The organism is Flavobacterium sp., assembly GCF_046317795.1.
Lineage (GTDB): Bacteria > Bacteroidota > Bacteroidia > Flavobacteriales > Flavobacteriaceae > Flavobacterium.
Genome location: NZ_JBKCVI010000154.1, coordinates 1 through 24,539 on the forward strand (window position 1 = coordinate 1; position 24,539 = coordinate 24,539).

18 protein-coding genes and 1 tRNA gene are annotated in these 24,539 nt (G+C 32.9%); 10 read left to right on the plus strand and 9 right to left on the minus strand.

What is annotated here, in order from left to right:
• The 4 genes from ACK5ON_RS09185 to ACK5ON_RS09200 form a co-directional block, all read left to right on the plus strand.
• The coding region (locus tag ACK5ON_RS09185) for an anhydro-N-acetylmuramic acid kinase (RefSeq protein ID WP_409821865.1) at positions 1 to 810 on the plus strand (810 nt) is incomplete at its 5' end.
• A gap of 137 nt (positions 811 to 947) precedes the next feature.
• On the plus strand, positions 948 to 2,234 hold the full coding sequence (locus ACK5ON_RS09190) for an ATP-binding protein (RefSeq protein ID WP_396174086.1): 1,287 nt from the start codon (positions 948 to 950) through the stop codon (positions 2,232 to 2,234).
• A gap of 41 nt (positions 2,235 to 2,275) precedes the next feature.
• A complete protein-coding gene (locus ACK5ON_RS09195) occupies positions 2,276 to 3,502 on the plus strand; it encodes a Glu/Leu/Phe/Val dehydrogenase dimerization domain-containing protein (RefSeq protein ID WP_409821867.1) in 1,227 nt (408 codons plus the stop codon).
• A 79-nt stretch (positions 3,503 to 3,581) separates the two neighbouring features.
• Positions 3,582 to 4,466, plus strand: coding sequence for an energy transducer TonB (locus ACK5ON_RS09200; protein ID WP_409821869.1), 885 nt, complete (start codon positions 3,582 to 3,584; stop codon positions 4,464 to 4,466).
• Positions 4,467 to 4,523: 57 nt separating this feature from the next.
• On the opposite strand, the gene ACK5ON_RS09205 is transcribed toward ACK5ON_RS09200, so the two are convergent.
• On the minus strand, positions 4,524 to 4,919 hold the full coding sequence (locus ACK5ON_RS09205; RefSeq protein ID WP_396174080.1) for an ExbD/TolR family protein: 396 nt from the start codon (positions 4,917 to 4,919) through the stop codon (positions 4,524 to 4,526).
• A complete protein-coding gene (locus ACK5ON_RS09210; RefSeq protein WP_396174126.1) occupies positions 4,900 to 5,613 on the minus strand; it encodes a MotA/TolQ/ExbB proton channel family protein in 714 nt (237 codons plus the stop codon). The genes ACK5ON_RS09205 and ACK5ON_RS09210 overlap by 20 nt, the downstream gene beginning before the upstream one ends.
• A gap of 130 nt (positions 5,614 to 5,743) precedes the next feature.
• On the opposite strand from ACK5ON_RS09210, the gene ACK5ON_RS09215 reads away from it, so the two are divergent.
• Entirely contained in the window at positions 5,744 to 6,964 is a 1,221-nt protein-coding gene (locus ACK5ON_RS09215) for a bifunctional folylpolyglutamate synthase/dihydrofolate synthase (RefSeq protein WP_409821871.1), read from the plus strand.
• A 58-nt stretch (positions 6,965 to 7,022) separates the two neighbouring features.
• Positions 7,023 to 7,097, plus strand: a tRNA-Val gene (locus tag ACK5ON_RS09220).
• Positions 7,098 to 7,326: 229 nt separating this feature from the next.
• Here ACK5ON_RS09220 and ACK5ON_RS09225 read toward each other — a convergent pair.
• The 5 genes from ACK5ON_RS09225 to porU all read right to left on the minus strand — a co-directional run bounded on the left by ACK5ON_RS09225 (position 7,327) and on the right by porU (position 15,850).
• Positions 7,327 to 8,955, minus strand: coding sequence for a 2-oxo acid dehydrogenase subunit E2 (locus ACK5ON_RS09225; protein ID WP_409821873.1), 1,629 nt, complete (start codon positions 8,953 to 8,955; stop codon positions 7,327 to 7,329).
• Positions 8,956 to 8,957: 2 nt separating this feature from the next.
• A complete protein-coding gene (pdhA, locus tag ACK5ON_RS09230; protein WP_396176619.1) occupies positions 8,958 to 9,959 on the minus strand; it encodes a pyruvate dehydrogenase (acetyl-transferring) E1 component subunit alpha in 1,002 nt (333 codons plus the stop codon).
• Positions 9,960 to 10,112: 153 nt separating this feature from the next.
• Positions 10,113 to 10,595, minus strand: a complete 483-nt coding sequence (locus ACK5ON_RS09235; RefSeq protein ID WP_409821876.1) for a cytidine deaminase — start codon at positions 10,593 to 10,595, stop codon at positions 10,113 to 10,115.
• An 82-nt stretch (positions 10,596 to 10,677) separates the two neighbouring features.
• Entirely contained in the window at positions 10,678 to 11,907 is a 1,230-nt protein-coding gene (gene porV, locus ACK5ON_RS09240) for a type IX secretion system outer membrane channel protein PorV (RefSeq protein ID WP_396175770.1), read from the minus strand.
• 37 nt (positions 11,908 to 11,944) lie between these two features.
• The gene (gene porU / locus ACK5ON_RS09245; RefSeq protein ID WP_409821878.1) at positions 11,945 to 15,850 is read right to left on the minus strand and encodes a type IX secretion system sortase PorU; all 3,906 of its coding nucleotides are present in this window, start codon (positions 15,848 to 15,850) and stop codon (positions 11,945 to 11,947) included.
• 205 nt (positions 15,851 to 16,055) lie between these two features.
• Here porU and gldJ point away from each other — a divergent pair, with 205 nt between their 5' ends.
• From gldJ to ACK5ON_RS09265, 4 genes are all read left to right on the plus strand, one after another.
• Positions 16,056 to 17,783 (plus strand): gliding motility lipoprotein GldJ, encoded by a 1,728-nt coding sequence (gene gldJ / locus ACK5ON_RS09250; protein ID WP_396175774.1) that lies wholly within the window; start codon positions 16,056 to 16,058, stop codon positions 17,781 to 17,783.
• A 68-nt stretch (positions 17,784 to 17,851) separates the two neighbouring features.
• Positions 17,852 to 19,135: a UDP-N-acetylmuramoyl-tripeptide--D-alanyl-D-alanine ligase gene (gene murF / locus ACK5ON_RS09255; RefSeq protein WP_396175776.1), complete on the plus strand. Its 1,284-nt coding sequence runs from the start codon at positions 17,852 to 17,854 to the stop codon at positions 19,133 to 19,135.
• Between the two features lie 321 nt (positions 19,136 to 19,456).
• A complete protein-coding gene (locus tag ACK5ON_RS09260; protein WP_409821881.1) occupies positions 19,457 to 20,146 on the plus strand; it encodes a polysaccharide biosynthesis/export family protein in 690 nt (229 codons plus the stop codon).
• Positions 20,147 to 22,495: a GumC family protein gene (locus ACK5ON_RS09265; protein ID WP_409821883.1), complete on the plus strand. Its 2,349-nt coding sequence runs from the start codon at positions 20,147 to 20,149 to the stop codon at positions 22,493 to 22,495.
• 28 nt (positions 22,496 to 22,523) lie between these two features.
• Here the strand turns inward: ACK5ON_RS09265 and ACK5ON_RS09270 are convergent, their stop codons facing one another.
• Both ACK5ON_RS09270 and ACK5ON_RS09275 read right to left on the minus strand, forming a co-directional pair.
• The gene (locus ACK5ON_RS09270; protein WP_409821885.1) at positions 22,524 to 23,189 is read right to left on the minus strand and encodes an acetyltransferase; all 666 of its coding nucleotides are present in this window, start codon (positions 23,187 to 23,189) and stop codon (positions 22,524 to 22,526) included.
• Entirely contained in the window at positions 23,179 to 24,357 is a 1,179-nt protein-coding gene (locus ACK5ON_RS09275; RefSeq protein WP_409821887.1) for a glycosyltransferase family 4 protein, read from the minus strand. The genes ACK5ON_RS09270 and ACK5ON_RS09275 overlap by 11 nt, the downstream gene beginning before the upstream one ends.
• Positions 24,358 to 24,539: the final 182 nt, after the last annotated feature.

Consider the following 24,539-nt stretch of genomic DNA (forward strand, 5'->3'; position numbering starts at 1 on the left):
GATAAACACCACATAAAAAATCTTGATGCGGTTTGTAGTCATGGTCACACTATTTTGCACCAACCGCAAAACGGTTTTACATTACAAATAGGCAATCTTCCTGAAATAGCAAAAATTGTAAATAAAACTGTGGTTTGCGACTTTAGAGTGCAAGATGTACAATTGGGTGGACAAGGTGCGCCTTTAGTTCCTATAGGTGACCGCATTCTTTTTGCCGATTATGAGTATTGTTTGAACTTAGGTGGTTTTTCTAATGTGTCGTTTGAGCAAGATGGAAAACGTATAGCTTTTGATATTTCACCAGTCAATACGGTTTTGAATTTTTATGCCAATCAACTCGGATTTGATTATGATGATAGAGGGAAAATTTCTAAATCGGGAAAAATTAATTCCGATTTATTAAATGCTTTGAATGCTTTGGAATATTACAAAAAGCCGTTCCCGAAATCGCTTGGTTTTGAATTTGTGAAGACTGTGGTTTTGCCTTTAATGGAAAAGTATTCTATTCCTATTGAAGATAAAATGCATACGTTCACGGAACATATTGCGATGCAAACGGCTTTGGCTTTGACAAACCAACAGGGCAAAATGTTAGTTACTGGTGGTGGAGCTTATAATGATTTTTTGATTGGTCTCTTGCAATTTCATTTAGCAAAACTTGAACTCATCATTCCTGATAGAAAGACACTGGAATATAAAGAGGCGTTAATCTTTGCGTTGCTTGGCGTATTGAAACTGCGTAATGAGGTGAATGTTTTGAGCAGTGTTACTGGTGCAAAAATGGATCATTCATCTGGAATTATATATTAATAATCTCATTTTTTATGCTTGTTTCGTATGGAAAAGTGTGGTTTTTTACATTTTTTAATATGAAAAAGTGTATTTAATTACATTTATTCATATGAAAAAGTGTATTTTTGTAATTGATTAATTAAAATTAGATACTCATGAATAGATTTTTAATAAATGAAATGATTGTTTGGAAAAACTCAGAAAAAAGAAAACCTTTACTGATTCAAGGGGCCAGACAAGTTGGGAAAACTTGGATAATGAAGGAATTTGGAAAGAGAGAATTTGAACAAGTAGTTTACCTCAACTTTGAAAGCAGTAGCCGTTTGAGAGATTTATTTACGGTTGATTTTAATATTGAACGAATTATTACAGTAATAGAAATAGAAACTAGTCAAAAAATAACTCCCGAAAATACTTTGCTGATTTTTGATGAAATTCAAGAAGCAGCAAAAGGTTTGACCGCTTTGAAATATTTTTATGAACAAGCACCAGAATATTATCTAGTTTCCGCTGGATCATTACTTGGGGTTTCAATGCAAAAAAACAATTCATTTCCAGTTGGAAAAGTCGATTTTAAGCAATTATACCCTATGAGTTTTAGCGAATTTTTAGAAAATTTAGACCACAAAAATTTAGTACAACAAATACAAAATAAAGATTGGAAAGTATTAGATTCGTTTCACGAAAAACTTATAGAGTTATTGCGATTGTATTATTTTATTGGTGGAATGCCTGAAGTAGTTGCAAATTATATAGAAAATAAAAATTTAGAAACAACACGAACGTTACAAAAAAAGCTACTCATTGGATATGAAAATGATTTTGGAAAATACGCTCCAAATGAGATTGTTCCAAAAATAAAGCTAGTGTGGAATTTCTTAATAAGTCAGTTAGCAAAAGAAAACAAAAAATTTATTTATGGACAAATCAAGAATGGTGCAAGAGCGAAAGATTTTGAGGCAGCAATCAATTGGTTAGTCGATGCAGGGTTGGTTTTAAAAGTTAATCGAATAGAAAAACCAACATTACCATTAAATGCTTATGCTGATTATGATGCTTTTAAATTATTCTTTATTGATATAGGTTTGCTTAATGCGGTTGCTAATTTAGACCAGAAAATACTATTAGAAAAAAATGCAATATTATCTGAATTTAAAGGTGCGTTGTCCGAACAGTATGTTTGCCAAGAGTTGACTATTCATCACCAATTATTTTACTGGTCGTCAAGTAATACTGCCGAAATTGATTTTATAATTCAAAATAAAAACGAAGTTGTTCCAATAGAAGTAAAAGCCGAAGAAAATTTAAAATCTAAAAGTTTAAAAGTATTTGTAGAAAAATTTGAAAACCAAAGTGCTATTCGTACTTCAATGAGCAAATTTAGGAAAGAAGATTGGTTGACAAATATTCCTTTGTATGCTATTAATGGAATATTCAAATAAAATTATAAACCTATATTTGCGCCACAAACGAACCAATAACAATGAAAGAGTTATTAAAAAAATTCGAAAACAAAGAACCCGAAATAGTTTTCAACTGGAAAGATGCGGAGACCGAAGCCGAAGGTTGGACCGTAATCAACTCGCTTCGTGGTGGTGCTGCCGGTGGCGGAACCAGAATGAGAAAAGGATTGGATATGAATGAAGTACTTTCGCTTGCCAAAACAATGGAAGTGAAATTTTCGGTTTCAGGACCAGCGATTGGCGGTGCTAAATCTGGTATCAACTTTGACCCAAATGACCCTAGAAAAAAAGGTGTTTTACAACGTTGGTACAAAGCAGTTTCGCCACTATTGAAAAGTTATTACGGAACTGGAGGCGATTTGAACGTAGATGAAATTCACGAAGTGATTCCACTTACCGAAGAATGTGGGGTTTGGCATCCGCAAGAAGGCGTTTTTAACGGTCACTTCAAACCAACCGAAGCGGATAAAATTAATAGAATAGGTCAATTGCGTCAGGGTGTTATCAAGGTAATTGAAAACCCAAAATTCTCTCCTGATGTTTTACGGAAATATACGGTAGCCGATATGATTACTGGTTATGGTGTTGCCGAAGCGGTGCGGCATTATTATCAAATTTATGGTGGCGATGTGCAAGGCAAAAAAGCGATTGTACAAGGGTTTGGGAATGTAGGTTCGGCGGCAGCTTTTTATTTGGCAGAAATGGGTGCGAATATAATAGGCATCATCGACCGCGATGGTGGTATCATCAAAGAGGAAGGATTTACTTTTGACGAAATCAAAAGACTGTTCTTGAATAAAGATGGGAACAAATTGGTTGCCGAAAACATGATACCGTTTGAAATTATCAATGAGAAGATTTGGACATTGGGTGCCGATATTTTTACGCCTTGTGCCGCTTCAAGACTGGTTACTAAAGACCAAATTGATAATTTAATTGCCAATGGATTGGAAGTGATTTCGTGTGGCGCGAATGTGCCGTTTGCTGACAAAGAAATCTTTTTTGGAAGCATTATGGAAGAAACGGATAGCAAAGTGAGTTTGATTCCTGATTTTATTTCCAACTGTGGTATGGCAAGAGTTTTTGCTTATTTCATGGAGAAAAAAGTTCAAATGACGGATGAGGCCATTTTTTATGATATTTCGGAAACGATTAAGAAAGCACTAGAAACCGCACACAATTTACATGCTAATAGAAAGAATATTAGTGCGACTGCTTTTGAAATTGCTTTGAGTCAATTGGTTTAGGATAAAAAATCAGTTGAGTTTACACAATATTTAGTACTTTTAAACGTTATTATTTAAGAGCACAAACAAAAGAAAAATTATGAGTTTTGAAATTTCAAAAGACGAAAAGAAATCTTTGGCACTAACCATTTTGGTTTATGCTTTGATTTTGTTTTTACTTTTTTTAGCTCGTTTTTGGCCTCCAGCCAATATGAAACTCATGGGCGGTGGTGGCGGTGGCGGCATCGAAATGAATTTTGGCGATAGTGATTACGGTATGGGCGATAATTATAAAAGCGAAGTATTGAATGTGAAAGACCAAGCCACAGCAACTCCCACAGCAACTTCTCCTGATGAAGATGTTGTTTCGGATGACAACTCTGATGCTGTAGCTGTTATTCCGAAGAAAGAGAATGTAAAGAAAACGCCTGTTGATGTAAAGAAAGATGTGAAACCTGTAGCGCCAAAACCTACTGTTTCTAAAAGTGCCAATGATGCGTTATCGAGCATTTTAGGTAACAAAGGTGGTGATGGTAATGATGGTAAAACAGGAAATAAAGGTAGTGCTAACGGGAATTTAAATTCCAATGGTTATTATGGTAGCGGAAGTGGGACAGGTTCGGGCGGTGGAAATGGTTCAGGAACGGGAACAGGAACTGGCAGCGGAACAGGTTCAGGAACAGGAAGTGGAAACGGTGGTGGTAATGGAAGCGGTTCGGGATATTCGTTAGGAAACCGAAAAGCATTAAGCAAACCACAACCCGATTATACTTGCCAAGAACAAGGACGAGTAGCAGTGCAAGTTTCTGTAGATAGAAATGGAAACACCATTAGTGTTACGGCTGGAGTGCAAGGCACAACAAATACAGCAAAATGTTTGTTAGATCAAGCAAAAATAGCTGCGATGAATACCAAATGGCAAGCCGATAGTAATGCACCAGAAAAACAAGTGGGAAAGATTATTTATACTTTTAGTTTAAACTAAAAAGAAAAGCAACCGAGTAGATGCTTTTTTTGAATTATAATAAAAATATATTTAATTTTACTTAGGACTAGTAGCAATAACAAACTTGAGTTTGTTCTTCACTCCTATTTGCAACACATCTACCAAGTCTTGAACTTGCATAGTTGCAGGAATTCTAATTACGACAGTTAAATTTTTTTCTGGGTTCATTTTGGATAATAATTTGGCTTCTAATTGGTCAAAACCCACTTCTTCTTTATCAACATAAAAACGCTTTTCATCGGTAACAGAAAGTGTAATTAATTGTTTGTTTGTCTTTTCATTGGTTTTCGATTTAGGCAATGTCATTCTGATGACATTTGGGTTTGCCAACGTCGAAATGATTAGGAAAAACAACAATAAGAAAAACATAATGTCGCTCAAAGAGGAAGTAGCGACTTCTGCATGAAAACGTTTATTTCGCTTTATGGGCATGAGGTCTTTGAATTATATTGATAAATTCTAATACTTGTTTTTGGATAGCCAGTGAAAAAGAATCAATCCTTCCATTGAATAAGTGGTAAGCACTATAGGCAATAATCCCTACAATCAAACCAGCACCACTACTGATCATTTTTTCATATAACCCTCCAGAAATATTTCCAATACTGATATCTTCTGTCACCGAAATGCTGTAAAATATTTTAATAACTCCCGAAATCGTTCCAATAAAACCAATTGTTGGTGCGATACCTGCAATCAATCCTAATTGTCCAAGATGTTTTTCCATATACCCAATTTCGATATTGGCAGCACGATCCATATTGGATTCTATTTCGTTGATATGTCTTCCAATAGTCAGCACCCCTTCTTTTAGAATATTTCCTTGAGCAGAACCACTTCTTTCTGCGGCATTAACGGCCATGTCAATATTGGCATTATTCAAGTGATTGCGTACATCGTTCATTAAATGATTATCGATTTTAGCTGCTTTGCTTATATATAGATATCGTTCAAAAACGAGATATAACGTATAAAATAGTAAAATAGCAATTGGTATCAAAAATATACCTCCTTTGAAAATAAATTCTAAAACAGAAACTTCGTTGGTTAAAGCAGTATTGGTGGTATCTGCCGAAGGAATTGCTTGAGCTAATGTATCAACTTGTAACTGTAAAAATGTACTAATCATATTTATCTATTTTTTGACTATTAATTCTGAAAATAATTTCAATTTTGCACTTTCCAAATGCGAGTCACAATATAAACGAAAAAAAAGATATAAAAGTATATCGATCGTTTAATTTTTTCCTGAAATTATGAACTATAAAGAAACCCTAGATTGGATGTTTAATAAGCTGCCTTTGTATCAAATGCAAGGCGCAAGTGCCTATCGAAAAGATATTACCAATACTGTTTTATTAGCCAATCATTTAGGGAATCCTGAAAATCATCTGAAATGTATACATGTTGCTGGCACTAACGGAAAAGGTTCTATTTCACATCTTCTTGCTTCCGTTTTACAAGAAGCTGGCTATAAAGTGGGCTTGTATACATCGCCACATTTGAAAGATTACAGAGAGCGAATTACCATTAATGGAAAACCTATTTCGGAAAAGTATGTTTGCGATTTTTTCAACAAAAACAAATCGTTTTTTGAAGCGAATGAATTGAGTTTTTTTGAGATGAGTGTTGGATTAGCTTTTGAGTATTTTGTTAACGAGAAAACAGATATCAACATTATAGAAGTGGGCATGGGCGGAAGATTAGACTCTACAAACATTATCACGCCGTTGATTTCTGTCATTACTAATATTGGATTAGATCATACTCAGTTTTTAGGCACTACTTTAGAGGCAATAGCTTTTGAGAAAGCTGGGATTATTAAATCAAATATTCCAGTAGTTATTGGGGAATATGTAGCAGCAACCAGAGCTGTCTTTTTAGATAAAGCTGCTGCAACAAGTTCCGAAATTTATTTTGCTTCCGATTTAGTACAAGAAGATTATCCCTCAGCATTGCTTGGTGATTATCAAATTCACAATAAAAAAACAGTGTTGCAAACTATTAAAGTGTTGCAAGAAAAACAACTCTTGACTATTTCAAATAATGATATTAAAAAAGGATTCTTGAATGTTATCAAAAATACCAATCTTCAAGGGAGATGGCAACAACTGGGAGAGAATCCAAAAGTAATTTGCGATACCGCACATAATGCTCATGGTCTTTCTATTGTTTTGAACCAATTAAAAAAAGAACAGTTTGAGCAATTACACATCGTTTTAGGAGTTGTAAATGATAAAGACTTAGAAGAAATTTTACCCTTATTCCCTAAAAATGCTATTTATTATTTCTGCAAACCCAATATTCCTCGGGGACTTGATGCAGCAATCTTAAGTATAAAAGCTACTGAATTTAATTTAGTTGGCGAAATATACAATTCAGTCTCAAATGCTTATCAAAGTGCAATAAAAAATGCCTCACCAAAAGACTTAATATACATTGGCGGAAGCACCTTTGTTGTCTCAGAAATTTTATAATTTTTCTTGAAATAATTTGCATTATCAAAAAAGTAGTCTATATTTGCACTCGCATTCAGGGCGATTAGCTCAGCTGGTTCAGAGCATCTCGTTTACACCGAGAGGGTCGGGGGTTCGAATCCCTCATCGCCCACAAAAAAAACCGATTAGGAAACTAATCGGTTTTTTTTTGAAACGCGTCAAGAGTTTACTTTTGTAAGTGTTTTGGAAATAAAAGAGCCAAAGGATGCAAATCGTTATTGCAGGTTTTTCTTGTGCTACAATCTCCCCTTAAAAGAATCAACGAAGTTAATCCTCATCGCGCACGAATAAATACGAAAGTTAGATAATCCGTTGACTGCTATCGGGATGTCAAATTTTGTTTACGCCAACATCGTCACCGGATTCTCCAAATACTGTCGTAACGTTTGCAAGAATTGTGCTCCTGTTGCTCCATCTACCGTTCTGTGGTCGCAAGCTAACGTTAAGGTCATCGTATTACCTACTACTATCTGCCCGTTTCTAACTACTGGTTTTTCTTCGATGGCTCCAACAGAGAGAATGGCTGAGTTGGGTTGGTTGATGATAGAAGTGAAAGATTGAATACCAAACATTCCTAGGTTGGAAACCGTAAAGGTACTTCCTTCCATTTCGGCAGGTTGTAATTTTTTGCTTTTTGCTTTTCCAGCTAAGTCTTTTACGTTGCCACCAATTTGGGTTAAGCTCATTTGGTCTGTAAATTTCAAAACAGGTACAACAAGCCCGTCTTCAACAGCTACGGCAACTCCAATGTTCACGTGATGGTTGATGATGATAGCATCAGCAGACCATTGGGTGTTTACTTTTGGATGTCTTTTTAATGCCATCGCACAGGCCTTAATCACCATATCGTTGAAAGACACTTTGGTATCAGGAATGGTATTGATGGCTGCGCGAGATTTCATGGCTTCGTCCATAGCCACTTCTATCGTTAAATAGAAATGTGGTGCGGTAAAGATGGATTCCGAAAGACGGATTGCAATTGTTTTACGCATTTGTGAATTTTTCACCACTTCGGTTAAAGTTTCTCCAGCTGGAACGAATGGTTTTGCAGTTGTTGTTTGTGGTTCATTGTTTATAGTTTGTGGTTGAGTTACTGGAGTTGAAACACTTGCTGATGAAGTGAAATTCTCAACATCAATTTTGGTAATGCGTCCGTTTTCTCCAGTTCCTTTTACTTGAGACAAGTTAATACCTTTTGAAGCAGCAATTTGTTTGGCTAGTGGTGAAGCGAATATTCTGTCTGAAGAGTTGGAAGCTGGAAGCTGGGAGTTGGAAGAAGTTGGTGAAACTTCTGATTTGCTTGTTGCTGCAGCATCAAGAGCTGGAGCTGAACCTCCTTTTTTATAGTTTTCGGCTATGCCAGTAATGTCCGTTCCGGCAGGACCAATGATGGCTAAAACGCTATCTACAGGTGCTGATTGTCCCTCGTTGATTCCTATGAATAATAATGTTCCAGCATTGAAAGACTCGAATTCCATGGTAGCTTTATCGGTTTCGATTTCGGCTAAAATGTCACCTTCTTTTACTTCATCACCAACTTTTTTTAACCAAGTGGCTAAGGTTCCTTCGGTCATGGTGTCGCTTAAGCGAGGCATGGTAACTACGATTACATTAGCTGGTAGTTGGGAGTTGGAAGTTGGAAGTTTTTCAGTTGTAATTTCTTCTTTAGCTTCAACTTTTTGCTGAGCATCAAGTTCAATTGTTCCTGAAATTAATCCTGAAATATCTTCACCTTCTTTGCCTATAATAGCTAAAAGAGAATCTACGGCAGCTGTTTCACCTTCAGGAATTCCTATGTATAATAATGTCCCTGAATTGAAAGATTCAAATTCCATAGTAGCTTTATCCGTCTCGATTTCTGCTAAAATATCTCCTTCTGAAATTTTGTCGCCAACTTTTTTTAACCAAGTCGCTACAGTTCCTTCCGTCATGGTATCGCTCAAACGCGGCATTGTAATTTTTGTTGCCATAATTAAAGTCTGTGAGGAATGAAAGGATAATTTTCTTGTTCGTATACTACATCGTATAATTGCTGAGCTTCTGGGAAAGGAGATTCTTCAGCGAATGTGGCACATTCTTCTACTAAATCTTTTACTCTTTCGTCAATAGCTTCAATTTCAGCATCGGTAGCATATTTTTTTTCTTTGATGATATCCAATACTTGCGTAATTGGGTCAATTTTTTTGTATTCTTCTACTTCGTCTTTTGTGCGGTATAACTGTGCATCAGACATTGAATGACCTCTATAACGATAGGTTTTCATTTCTAAGAAAGTTGGTCCATCACCACGACGTGCTCTTTCCATAGCTTCGTGCATGGCCTCGGCCACTTTAACAGGATTCATTCCGTCTACTGGGCCACAGGGCATTTCATAGCCCAAACCAAGTTTCCAAATATCAGTATGATTGGCAGTTCTTTCAACCGAAGTTCCCATGGCATAACCGTTATTCTCACAAATAAAAACTACTGGTAGTTTCCATAGCATAGCCATGTTGAATGCTTCATGAAGAGAACCTTGACGCGCTGCACCGTCACCAAAATAGGTAAGCGTTACGCCGCCAGTTTCAAAATATTTATCGGCGAAAGCCATTCCTGCACCCACTGGAATTTGCGCTCCAACGATACCATGACCTCCATAAAATCCGTGTTCTTTGGAAAAAATGTGCATAGAACCACCCATTCCTTTGGAAGTTCCAGTTACTTTTCCTAAAAGTTCAGCCATTACTTTTCGTGGGTCAACACCCATTCCTATGGGCTGAACGTGATTGCGATAGGCAGTAATCATTTTGTCTTTTCCGCCCAAGTTCATTACGTGTAAAGCACCTGCTAAAACCGCTTCTTGACCGTTATATAAGTGAAGAAAACCTCTTACCTTTTGTTGAATATAAAGTGCTGCCAATTTGTCTTCAAATTTTCTCCAAAGTAGCATATCCTCATACCACTTTAAATAAACTTCTTTTGTTACTTCTTTCATTTGTTACTTTTAATCAAGCGTTATTAAGTTGTAAATTAGTATTCAACGCAAAATAGTTCACTCACACACAAATTTGCGATTCCGAAATGTCGGAAGCAAAAGTAAAACATTCCAAGTAAGAAGTAAAATTTAAAACAGTAATTTTTTGTTTTACTATAAGAAGTTTTTATCGAAACTTAACGGCAGTAAATTTTTGATTGAATCTGATTTATAAACTTCGCCACTTTCGCCCATGAAATAGATTTCGATAGGAGTGCCTTGCTTAAATTCATACTCCGATATTGATTGTCTGCAGGCACCACATGGAGGTATTGGTGATTTTGTTTCGTTTGTATCTGAAGCTGCTGATATTGCCATTTTTAAAATTTTTGCCTCTGGATAAATTGCTCCAGATTGAAATATGGCCACTCTTTCTGCACAAAGGCCAGACGGATAGGCTGCGTTCTCCTGATTCGATCCTAAAACTATTCTATCATTGTCTAAAATTAGAGCAGTTCCAACTCTAAACTTAGAATATGGGGCGTAAGCATTTTTCCTTGTTTCTATTGCGCTTAGCATTAATGACTGAATTTCTTCTGGTAGTTCAGCAATGGAACTATAAACAGAGAATGAAGTATTAATATTTATTTCTTTCATTCGTATGGAATATTTCATTATTAAGGAAAAAAAAACCAAATTTCTGATTTGAAATTTGGATTTATTATTTGTTTGTTATTGACTAATAATCATCGTATTTTTCGCCAAAGTTAAAAGTTAATGAGAAGCGAAGTGTGTTTTCAAGAGGATTTTTAACTTGTGATGCTGAAAATAAATATGAGACATCTATTTTAACAACGTTGTACTTAAATCCAGCACCAAGAGAGAAAAATTTTCTTGCCCCTTTATCTGGACTCTCGTGGAAATAACCCAAGCGCATTGCAAATGAATCTTGATAGGTATACTCGCTACTTACTGAGTAAGTGAATTCTTTTAACTCTTCGCTAAAACCACCAGGAGCATCACCAAAAGATTTAAAAATACCTGAAACCCAATTAACTTTATTATAATCAATATTGTTTTGGTCTCTTATTTCTTGTTCATTGATTGTATTACCGTTTGCATCAGTGTAAGGCAGTCCATCAACAATTCCATTGCCATTTCGGTCTGCACTTTGTGGAGTCGGGACTAATAATTTAGCCAATTCAACATTTAATGAAACTTTATTATAATCATCAAAAATAAAGTCATAAGAACCACCCAATCTCATATTGGCTGGTAAAAAATTAGCGCTATTATCATCAGAAGTACCGGCGTCATAATTTATTTTTGGTCCCATATTTTGAAAATTAAAACCAAGTCGTAATCTTCCATTAAAATCGGAAAAAGCTGTTTCTTCACCTTGGTAAAAACCCGCAATATCTACCGCAAAAGAACTTGCTGGAGTTGCATCACCTTCGCCAGTAGGAATTCTTAAAGCAGAGCGAATGTATCTTCCGGCAACCGCCATGGCAAATCGTTCGCTTAGTTTTAAGGAATAAGAACCGTCAATTGCCATTTCACTTGGTTTAACGACTAATGCGGGATCATCTGCATTTTGTCTTAATTCAATTTCCCCTAAACCAAAAAAGCGTAAACTTCCTGCAAATGCACTTCTTCCTTCGGCACCAAATCTTTTATAATAGGTTGCTTGACCTAATGAAATATCGTTTACCAAATCTGTTAAATAGGGAGTATAACTTGCAGAAAAACCTTGCGCATCAATGGCAAAGGCATATTTTGCTGGATTCCATTGTTGTGAAAAGGCGTCGGTACTAGTAGCAACGCCTTGATCTGCTAAACCAGCAGAACGAGCATCGGCAGCAACCAATAAAAATGGTACACCAGTAGTAATTACTCGGCTTTCTTGTTGTTGAGATTGTATTGACTGTACTGTAGTAAATAAAATAAATAATAATGCAATTTTCTTCATTTTCAATTTTATAAAAGTTAGCAAATATAGTACTTTCCTAAAGTATTACAAGTTTTTCTATTTTTTCTGCCTTTTTATTCGATAAAGTGGATTTTACCGTCAATTTATAGACATAAACACCTTTTCCAATTCGGTCACCAAAGTCATCTTTTCCATCCCAAGTTATTTCTCTAGATAGAAATCCATCGGTAGTTACTGTTTGATTTTTTGTCCAAACAATTTTACCCGTTATAGTCATCACTTGTACTTGCACTTCTAGTGGCTCAAATGGTTTGTTGTGAGAAAACCAAAATTCGGTGTAGCTCACAAATGGATTGGGATAATTCAAAACATTTTTCAGTGTTACACTTTCATCACCAACAACTACAAATTGTATTTCGGCGTTAATTGGGTTATTATAAACATCCCAAGCTTTAAAAGTAATAGTGTGCAATCCTGGAGCCAAATTTCTGTATGGAAAATAGACTCTTCCTTTTGTATAATCATCCAATTCGGTTTGGTAATAATCATTCATAATGTATGGGTTACTTTCATCACCATCAAGAATTCCCAAAATATCATGACCAATACCGCTAGCAGTGTTAATTCCATTTTCGTCTTCAAGTATTGCCAAAAAGAATGGCGATTCATTTGTTATTCCTCCATTTACAAATGATTCATCATTCATATATAGTTTTACAGTAGGACCAATATCATCAACGGCAGCATTTGTATTTATTCCTCCAATTTTTATATCCGTATTAAAACCTGTTTTGTCTAATAAAATTTGATTTCTTTTGGCATAAAAACTAATTCTTCCATTGTCAACAGGAATTCGAATATCTCTAGGTACTACAAAACTAAATTCAAATCTACCATTGATTACTGAAGCGTTTCCTCTGAAAATGGTTTCACCTAGTTTTGTAAAAGGCATGGTTGGCCCAAGTTGCAATAGGTCATTAATTACTGCATCAGAATTGTCGTTTCGCAGTGTATTGACAACAATATTTTTATCAAAAATATTTACCGATAAAACGCCATTGTAGGTTGGCATTAAATTATTATTTGAATCGAGTACTTCTCCAGTCAGTTTTACCAAATCAAGTGATTGGAAATCGTCTATTGGTCCTGTAATAGGAATGTCATTCACTTTTGTCAGTACAATTTTTGGCTTTGGAATTGCTAGCATTAATGCAGGATCACCCAAATAAACAACAATATTTGTGGCAGAATTGGGTCCTAAATTTTTAGCTAAACGTAAAGACTCTGCAATGGAATAATAGGTGTCGCTTCCAAACGAAAAGAGTTTTTCGGCTAAATCATCATTAAAGTATTGGGCAGTAGATTGGCCAATTGAACGAATAGTAGTAATCATCGAAATAGCGCCACCTTTAGGGTTTAAATAGGCATATTCTCCAGCCGTAGGTCGAAAAGGGTTATCAAATCTTGAAAAGTCACAGGTTATAGTGATGAATAAAGGATATTTAAATCGATTACTCAAATTCAGACCGTCAGATTTTTCCCAAATGCGTTCTTCTGCCAAGCCATCTTCTCCACCATGACCTAAATAATTGAATACTAATGCTCCTTTTTCAAATAAAGCTATAATTTCTTCGCGTGCTGATGGGTATCGCTTTCCGCCAGCAGAAGTTACTTGTACATAAGAGTCTAAAAGTACTTTTTTAGTATTTATAAATGGTTTTTCTAATTTTATTCTGTCTGCCAGTCGATTTTGGTAATACTGTAATTGATTGTCACTGGGTTTTTCTGGGTTAGGATCGTCACCAATACACACGTAATTGTTTCTCCAGCTTCCATAAGACTTTATATCGTGGTATTCAATCACTTTATTTATCATTTCTTCCGCTTGTTGGGAAGATGATACAATCATTCTACCGATAGCTATATCAACGCCAGTAAAATTATAAGAGAAATTTGTGGGACCATTAGAAGGTGAATTAGCGGAGTCAATTCTACCCTCATTTGCATCCATCATGCCATAGAAATCATCTGTAGCAAATGAGGTTTCCCCTTCAGAATAACTATTTAATGCTTGGTAAATAGGAACTATATTGGTGTTGTTTACTATTCTATCTTTGAAATCATAGGACGCATCGCCAAAAAGGTTAAGATACTTAACTCTTTTGTCCAACGAAGAGGCATTGGAATAAACATATTTTACAAAGTTTCTGATGGCGCCAATGTCTTGTTTTCCTGAAGAGAATTCTTGATAGATGTTTTCAAGATTAACAACTTTCACATTCAAATTAGAATAATTTCTATGAAAATTGGCTAATTTTTCAGCTTGAATATTTAAGGATTTTGGTGTAATAATTAAGTAATCTACATCTTGAAATTGTCCTTGTGCATTTGTGAAAATGGTGCCTTTGAGGTTTTGATTATCAACTTTTGTTTTTGATTCTTTTAAAGGTGTAAAAAAATCTGCATTAGCAACAGCTATGAATTTTTTTACTTCTCCAAGACTTGTTTTAAATGAAAAACTACTCTGACTAGGGTTTTCGGTTTTGGTGACATTATAAATGTCTGTTATGTCCCAAACCTGATTAATAGATGTAGCATTCGAAAGTTGGTATTCTCCAATTCCTATCAACGAACTTGATTGATCATTTTGAAATCTAAATTGCTTATTATATCCTACAAGATTTCTTTTTGCTTTGATTTTAATATAGTCCAAATATCCTTTTGCATTTGGAATACCGCCATTATCATAAGTTACTTTTACAGTAACATTGTCAGATGAAATTAATAAAGAATTAATTAAAGAACTGTCATAGGCAAGATTACTGCTATTAACATTTAATGAACTAAAAACCATATTGCCTACCAATTGGTTGTTCGCTTCAATTTTAAAATTAGTAGGTGCAAAGGCAGCAGAAGCACCATGAACAGAAATTTGGATTGGAGTTGTGTTTGCTATGTTTGGAAATGTGAAATCGAATTCTTGTTCGTTATCAATACTAAATTGTTCTCCAAACCAAACCCTGCCTAATCTTACAATATTTAATTTATCAACTTCATGGAACTTATAATCATCAAATGTGGTAAAAGTAGTATTAGCAGCTCCAGTAGGTTGAGGCATTTCAGTAATTCTTTTACCCGTTTCTCCGGTTGTAGTTACATAATAATAGGCCTTGTTAGAATAAAGATTTAAATTGGTTTTGTTTTCATCATTCCAATTATCAACACCTTCAGCATAAAAAAGGATATAGTCTTGGTTGTCAAAAACACCATCATTTTCGCCGATAAACTGGATGGCATTTTCTTCTAAATCTGATGGATAAGGAATTGAATTTAAAAGCGGAATCATTCTTCCTCCATTCCCAAAAATTTTAATTTTTCGAGGGTCAACATTAGTTTCTAATCCCAAACTCTGAAGAAAGCTTTTAGAAATTTTATAGACACCCGATTTTTCTACATAAAAACGATACCAATTTCCAGAACTCAAAACAGAATTTTCAATAGTACTAACATTGTTTGACAATAAGGAATTTCTATTAGCAGTATTTTGTGCTAAAGAGTAACTAAAAGACACTAGTTTTTTATAATCATTTCCTTCTTTTATAATGGGTGAAATAGTAATTAGTCCATAATATAAATCTCGAGCAATAGAATTTCTTAATGAATATATTAGCTCTGAAGGGATATTTTTTGTGGATAAATCCCCGAGTTGGTTTTCTGAAATAGTTTCAAAAACAGGATTGCTTATCTGAAGTCCGTTTTCATTAACTAAATTGTTTAGTTTAATTTGTAATGAAAATTTTAAGGTTTTATTGTAGGTGTCGAACTGATAATTCACGGCATTAAATTGTGGAACTGAATAGGAAAAATTGCCATAAGACAATTCTTTTTTTTCGGTCCATTTAATTACTACACTTCCTTGCTCTTGAGAAATAGCCAAAGAAACGCCTAGTACTAATAGTGTAAGAGTAAAAATCTTTTTCATAGTTAATACGTAACGTAGAATTACTTAAAATAGTATAACAAAGCAAAAAAAATATTTTTTTATGTCAAAATACAATAAAAGAATTAATTTTGCGTTATGTAATATAGCCACTAAAATGGTCAAATTTACTATTAATTTAAAAATTATGTTGTTATTTAAAGGTAAATTATTATATTGCACCACTAAAATTATACCTACTAATATTATGAAAGTAAACAAAATTAATGCCGTTAAATTATTACTGTCCCTAGTGATAATTATAGGATTTGCTAGTTGTAGTAAAAAATCCGACTCAAAAGGTAATTCCAAAGCTACTGGATGGAAAATCAATGATAAAAAAGGTGGTTTTCAATATGGAACCAAGTTTAAAAAACAAGCTACTGGGCCAGGTTTAGTTATGGTTGAAGGCGGAACCTTTACTATGGGTAAGGTTGCTGATGATGTAATGCATGATTGGAACAATACGCCCAATCAACAACACGTTATGACCTTTTACATGGACGAAACAGAAGTAACTAATATGATGTACACAGAGTACTTAAATTGGTTGAAAACAGTTTTTCCACCAGATCAAGAAAACTACAAAAACATTTATGATGGTGCATCCCCAGACACCCTAGTATGGAGAAATAGGTTAGGTTATAATGAAACAATGACCAACTATTACTTAAGAAGTCCAGCTTATGCTGAGTATCCCGTTGTTGGAGTTAATTGGATTCAAGCAACAGAATTTGCTAAATGGAGAACAGATCGTGTTAATGAGAAAATACTTGAAGAACAACGCTATCTAAAAAAAGACTCTAAAGTTACTGACGTAAGTGCTGACAAAGTATTTAGTACTCAAGCATATTTAGCATCACCTTCAACCGCTATGGGCGGAGATCAAGCAATTGTTTTACAAAAAGGGCAAGGAAGAGGAGCAGCTAAACCAAGCAAGGATGGTGCTGGAGCAGGGGCAAATAATACAGCTGGCAACAGTAAAAAAAATGTATACGCTCAAATGACGTCAGGTTTACTATTACCAGAATATAGACTTCCAACTGAAGCTGAATGGGAATATGCTGCTGCCGCTGATGTAGGGCAGAGAGAGTATAATTCTTACAAAGGACAAAAGAAGTATCCATGGTCTGGGACCTATACTCGTTCAGGAAAAAGACAAGTTAGAGGTGACCAATTGGCTAACTTTAAACAAGGAAAAGGGGATTATGGTGGTATAGCTGGTTGGTCTGATGATGGTGCGGATATTACTAATCAAGTGAAATCATATCCTCCAAATGATTTTGGATTGTATGATATGGCCGGAAATGTTGCAGAATGGGTTGCTGATGTTTACAGACCAGTTGTAGATGATGAAGCAAATGATTTTAACTATTATAGAGGTAATGTGTACATGAAAGATAAAATTGGTGAAGATGGTAAAGTAGAATTAATTACATCTGAAACACAAATGTTTGATACTTTATCTAACGGTAAAATTATTTCAAGAAATTTACCAGGTCAAATTGCGCAAGTACCAATAGATGATAAAGAAACCTATTTAAGACAAAACTTTGATAAATCAGATAACAGAAATTATCGTGATGGTGATAAGCAATCAACAAGATATTTCAAATTTGGAGCGTCTGAAGAAGGTGATGAAAAAGGTAAAATGAAAGACGATCAAAGAATGTATGATTCTCCTAAACACAATGTTTCTACAGACAGTTTAGGTAACATGATAAGAAAATATGACAAATCTAACAAAAGAACAACTTTAGTTAACGATGACGTTAGGGTATACAAAGGTGGTTCATGGAGGGATAGAGCTTATTGGTTAGATCCAGCACAAAGGAGATACTTTCCTCAAGATATTGCTACAGATTACATTGGTTTTAGATGTGCTATGTCTAAAGTAGGTCCAAAAACAGATAAAAAGAAAAGAGCTAGAAACTAATTTTAGTTTTTAAACACCAATAAAAAAGCCCTATTTTTAAGGGCTTTTTTATTTAAAATAATTTTGATATGACCATTCAAAACATACATAAGTTGTTTTTAACTTGTAATAAAGTTTCTATTGACACAAGAAATATTGATAACAACTCTTTTTTTGTTGCCATAAAGGGTGAGCGATTTGACGCGAATACCTTTGCGAAAGAAGCATTAGAAAAAGGAGCAAGCTTTGTGTTAATTGATAACCCATCAAACTATATAGATGATAGAACCATTTTGGTTGAAGACAGTTTGAAAGTATTGCAAGAGTTGGCAAAATACCATAGACAATTTTTACAATTACCAATTGTTGCTTTAACTGGAAGCAATGGAAAAACAACTACTAAAGAGCTTATCAATATAGTTTTATCAAAAAAATACAAAACGAAGGCAACTATTGGTAATTTGAATAACCATATTGGGGTTCCTTTAACCTTATTATCGTTTACAAAAGAAACGGAAATAGGAATTGTAGAAATGGGTGCCAATCATCAAAAAGAAATTGAATTGTTGTGCAATATTGCTCAGCCAGATTATGGATACATTACTAATTTTGGGAAAGCACATCTTGAAGGGTTTGGCGGAGTAGAAGGAGTAATTAAAGGGAAAAGTGAAATGTATATTTTTCTAAAAGAAAATAATAAGTCTGTTTTTGTAAATCTAGATGATGAAATTCAAAATACGAAGACTGTTGATTTTAATAGAATTACGTTTAGCCAAAAAGCTAAAAATGCCACTATATTTATTGAGAGTGTAGTGGCAAATCCATTTGTCAAAATTAAAACGATGGGTGTCGAAATTAATTCTAACTTAATAGGTTTGTATAATGCTACAAATATCAATGCAGCAATAACTATAGGAAATTATTTTAAAGTTTCTACAGAAGACATTAAAGCTGCCATTGAAAGTTATGTGCCCGAAAATAATCGCTCACAGCTAATCACTAAAAGAACAAACGAAATAATTTTGGATGCTTATAATGCCAATCCAAGTAGTATGAAAGTGGCGTTGGAAAACTTTATACAGTTAGATAAAAAGAACAAATTGGTTATTATTGGCGATATGTATGAGTTAGGAGTAGAAAGTATAGAAGAGCACAAAGCTATAGTTGTTTTTTTAAATGATTATAGTTCGTTTGAATGTCATTTTGTGGGAAAAGATTTTTATGCAAACAAAATTCATAACGCAAACTTCCATTTTTACAGCACCTTTGATGAATTTACTCTGTATTTATCCTCAACAAAATTTGAACATAAAACAATGCTTATAAAAGGTTCCAGAGGAATGGCTTTGGAGCGAACATTAGATTTTTTATAATTAATAGAGTAGCTGCTTTTTTTCTTATAATTTCTTTATTATTATTTGTTTTAATTTATAATATAAAAATCGCAATGTTAAGTTTGTATTAAATAATAATTTATAAAAGTTTATTAATTTGTTTTACAGTTGCTACTTAGTTTGTATAAGTATAGATTTGTTCCGAAATATTTCATTCTTCAATTTTATCAATTGATTTTCGAGTTTTAAGTAATAATTTTATTATATCAAACCAAAACATTAATGAATTTAACAAAATCAAGTTTCATTTTTTTTACTTTTTTTTTACTTTTTTTATCATCCTGTTCTTCCAAAAAACAAGTGATATATTTTAATGATATAAATTTTGAAAATCAAGATAAGAATATTATTTCTGTAGGTAAAATTCAACCAAATGATATATTGAGTATAATTATTTCATCAAGTTCTACCGAACTATCTGCTATGTATAATTTAAATCAAGATCAAAATCAAAACTCTTCTTTTTTTCCCGGGTATTTAGTCAATTTAGAAGGCAAAATAACTTTACCTATTTTAGGCAAGATTACTGTGAAAGATTTAACAATGGCGCAGTTGGAAGAATTATTAGTTAAAATTTTAATAGAAGGAAAACATCTTAGCGAGCCAATTGTTACGGCTCGTTTAATGAATGCTAAATTCACCGTGTTAGGCGAAGTAAGTAAACCAGGAACTTACACCTATTCTGAACAAAATATTAGTGTTCTTCAAGCTTTAGGATATGCTGGTGATTTAACAATTAATGGTAAACGAGAAAACGTATTACTAATTAGAGAAGAGAATAATGCAAAGACCTATATAACTATCGATATGACTTCTAAGCAATGGTTTGGTTCGCCTTATTATTACATAAAACCGAATGATGTAATATATGTCAACCCAAATGGACCAAAAGTAAAAACTGCTGGTTATATAGGTAATCTGGGTACATTTATCTCTATTGTATCTCTTTCATTATCAATGATATTAACCGTTTTTTTACTTACACAATAAATGCAAGGTCAACCAATTAAGATTAATATAAAAGAAGAGATTATAAAATATTTACTCCATTGGAGATGGATAGTATTTTCAATAATAGTATCACTTTTAGGATGTTATTTCTATTTGCGGTATGCAAGTGATGTTTATCAAACATCTGCAAAAATACAAATTATTGACGCTGCTAATTCAGCATTTAAAATGCCAAATGATGGAGTTTCAATATTTGGGACAACCAAGGTTAATTTAGAAAATCAAATTGAAAATATTAAATCTTCTCGAATAATAGGTAACGTAGTTGATAGTTTGAATTTAACTACAGAAATTTATAGTGAAGGAAGAGTGAAGTCTCAAGAATTATGGAATAATTTACCTTTTAATGTAGTTTGGGCTTTAGAAAATGATTCCATAAAAAATAAATTGACTGCTTTTCAAATTGAAATTGTTAAAAATGGCTATAAATTTGATAATTCTGAAAAGGTCTATAAATTCAATCAAACTAATTTTGATTACGAAATCCCCTTTAAATTAAATTTAAAAAGCACTACTTCTTTAAAAAGGATAGAAGGAAAAATCTACTCTATTGCTCTTAACAACAGGAAAAATGTAATAAAAACGATATCCCAACAAATAGCCATTGATTATGTTGGCAATCAAAGTGATATCTTACGAATCAATTTAACGGGTTATAATCCAGAAAAAATTACTGATATAGTAAACACTTTAATAGATGTGTTTAATAAAGATGGCGGTAAAGACAGACAATTTGTTCACCAAAAAACAGTTGATTTTGTTGATAAAAGATTTGAATATCTCTATAACGAATTAGATTCGATTGAGCAATCAAAAGCAGATTACAAAAAAGAAAATGAAGTAGTAAATTTAGATAGTGATGCTAGTATTTTGATGCAAAGTACTTTTCAATCAAAATCGGAACTAGATAAAGCCAATACTCAATTAACTTTATCAAAATTGATGTTGCTCTCTATTAATAAATCGAAAGATTTAGAGCTTTTGCCTCCTAATGTTGGATTTGAAGATCAAGAAATAAACATATTAATCGATAAATACAATCAGCAACTCCTTAAATACAAAAAACTTTTGCAATCTGGAGCAGGAGAATCCAATCCTCTTGTTAAAGAAGCGTATAGTCAGGTCATTCAATTAAAAAACAATGTAAAATCTTCTATTATTGGTTATCAAAATGTTTTAACAATTAATAAAAACGAATTAAGAAAAATTAATTCAGAAGAAAAAAGCAAATATGGAAGTGTTCCAAATAAAGAAAAGAAAATTAGATCAATTGAAAGACAACAAACTATCAAAGAAAATTTATATGTTTTGCTATTACAAAAAAGAGAAGAAGCTCTTGTAAATCTTGCTATAACAAACCCTAGTGTTAAAGTTGTTGAATATGCAAGTTTTGACTCGACTCCAATTTTTCCAGATAGAAAATTATATTTTGGGATTGCTTTCTTTTTAGGTTTATTAGTTCCTTTCGTTATTATTTACATCAATAATTTATTTAATAATAAAATCACTTCAAAAGAAGATATTGAAGAAGAAATTAAAGATATTGTTGTCGTTTCAGAAATTCCCAATATTAAGGATGACCACAAAAAGGTGGTTGAATTTGATCGTTCTATGCTGTCGGAGTCTTTTAGAATTCTAACCTCTAACTTAAAATTTATTTCTAATTTAAAAAAAGACGGGAATGTGATTTTTGTCACTTCCTCTATAAAAGGTGAAGGTAAAACTTTTGTATCAACAAACTTAGCAATCACACTTTCATCTTTTGGAAAAAAAGTAGTCTTAATTGGAGCAGATTTAAGAAATCCTCAATTACATAAAACGTTAGATTTGAAAAAAGTATTGGTAAAAGGAGTAACCAATTATTTATATGATGATAAATTAACCAGTGAAGATATCATTACTAAAAGTCTTGAAAACGAATTAAATTTAGATATAATTATTTCTGGAATAATACCTCAAAACCCAGCCGAATTATTGTCTAACGGAAGGTTTGAACAATTATTAAGCGAATTAAGAGATAAATACGAATACATTATTGTAGATACAGCCCCAACAATATTAGTAACAGATACCAGTTTGATTTTAGGATTAGCAGAAACTATTCTTTATGTTACTCGAGCTGATTTTACAGAAAAAACACTTCTAAAATATATTTCTAATTTTAAAAAGCTAAATAATATTTCAAATATGGGTATTATCTTGAATAATATTGAAATAAACAAAAGATACGGTTACAAATACAATTATGGATATAATTATGGATATGGAAATCAAGAAGTTCTAACAAAGAAAAATATTTTCAAAAAAATAAAAGAATTCTTTTCGTAATCTTATATTAAAACTTTTTATAGTTTTTTTAATCAAAAACCTTATACATCACTTCGAATTCTCTTGCATGATATAAAGGATTATGTTTTATTATTTTTCCAGGATTTCCAACTACTACAGAGCCATCAGGAATATCATTTAACACAACACTTCCGGCACCAATCACACACCATTTTCCAACTTTTACTCCTGGTAAAATAATTACTCCTGCGCCTACATGTGTTCCTTCGCCAACAGTAACATTTCCTAATAATGTAGCATTAGGTGATATGTGAACAAAATCTTCAATAACACAGTCATGTTCTATAATTGTTGCAGTATTAATGATTACATGCTTTCCTATTTCTGTATTTGTATTTACTACAGCATTTAACATCACAACTGTGCCACTATCAATTTTAGAAGTGGGAGAAATTGATGCATTTTTATGAATACAGGAAAAGAAAATATTGTTCATTAATCTTTTACTAGTATTTTTTCTAGTTAAATTGTCTCCAATTGCAATTATAATATAAAGTTTTAACTCATTTTTTTGAATTAAATTACTGGAAATGATGGGTATTGAGTTGACATTAGTAGCTCTTGGAAAATCATCAATAAAAGCATCTACTTTACAGTCGTTGAATTGCATCAATTCAGCAATTACTCTGCCATGTCCACCAGCACCAAATACAAAATGTTCTCTATATTCCATAATTTAAAACTTTTTCCATTTCTTTATATTCATACAGTATTTTTTCGCAAATCACTTTTCTTTCAAATCTTGAAACTATCATGCTTCTCGCATTTGATTTGAGATTTTTATAAAATGCTTCGTCTTCTATTAATCTAACCATGGCTTTTACAATTGCGCCATTATTTTTTAACTCAATTAAAACACCGTTCTTTTCATTAATAATAATTTCATTACATCCATTTATGTTTGTTGCGATAACGGGCAATTCCATTGCTCCAGCTTGCATAATTACATTTGGGAATCCCTCACGATAGCTAGGAAAAACAAGCGCATCACTAACAGCTAAAAATGGTCTTATGTCTTTTTGAAAACCTGTTTTAATTATATTTTTGTTACTTGATATTAATTTTAAAGTATTTTCGTTTAAAGGGTCTAAATGGCTTTCTTGTTCACCTACTAATAACAATTTTATTGCATTGTTTTGAAAAGATATTGTGTCAAAAGCATTAATCAATTCATTAATTCCTTTGTCTGCTACAATTCTTCCAACAAAAACAAAAGTGAAGTCGTTTTCTAAAATCCCTAATGATAATTTTAGTTTTTCCTTTTCTTTTACTGAAACACTTGTTGGTGAAAAATAGTTTATATCGACACCATTTGAACTTCCATTGCCTATAACTTTTAATTTGTTTTTAGAAACATAATTATTCTCAATAATGTATTTGTAAAGCCCATTGGAATTAGTAAAAACAAATGTTGAAAACGAATAAGTTAATTTTTCAATCAATTCCAACAACTTTTTTTTACTCCCTTTTTCTTCCATAAGTGGTAATCCAGCAACAGTATGCAAACGGATAGGAATATTGGTAATTTTTGAAGCAAGCATAGCTAAAATACCTGCTTTTGGAGTGTGTGAATGAATAATTAAAGGTCTTTCCTTTTTCAAAAACGATATTAACTTAATTAAGGAAATGAAATCTTTAATTGGCGTTATTTTTCTTGTCATTTCAATATGCTTGAAACGAACACCTTCATTTTTAGCACATCGAATTAAATATTCTTTTTCAGAAGAAACCGCAATCACTTCATAGTGATTGTTCATGAAAGCCAACTGTCCATCTAAAATTTTATCCAAAGACAATGGTACAGTTGTAATTCTAACTAATTTCTTTCTTGTTTCTGACATGAACTATCCTAATTCAGGTTTAATTCGTATTTAAAATTTATAAAAAAATATTCATTGAGGAATACGATCATCAAAACAAATTTAAGGTCATATTGTATTGTTTAATGTTGATAAAACAAAACTTTACAATTATTTAAAAATAGGGAAGATGTCTTAAAGATTACTTTAAGTTGAGTTAAAAC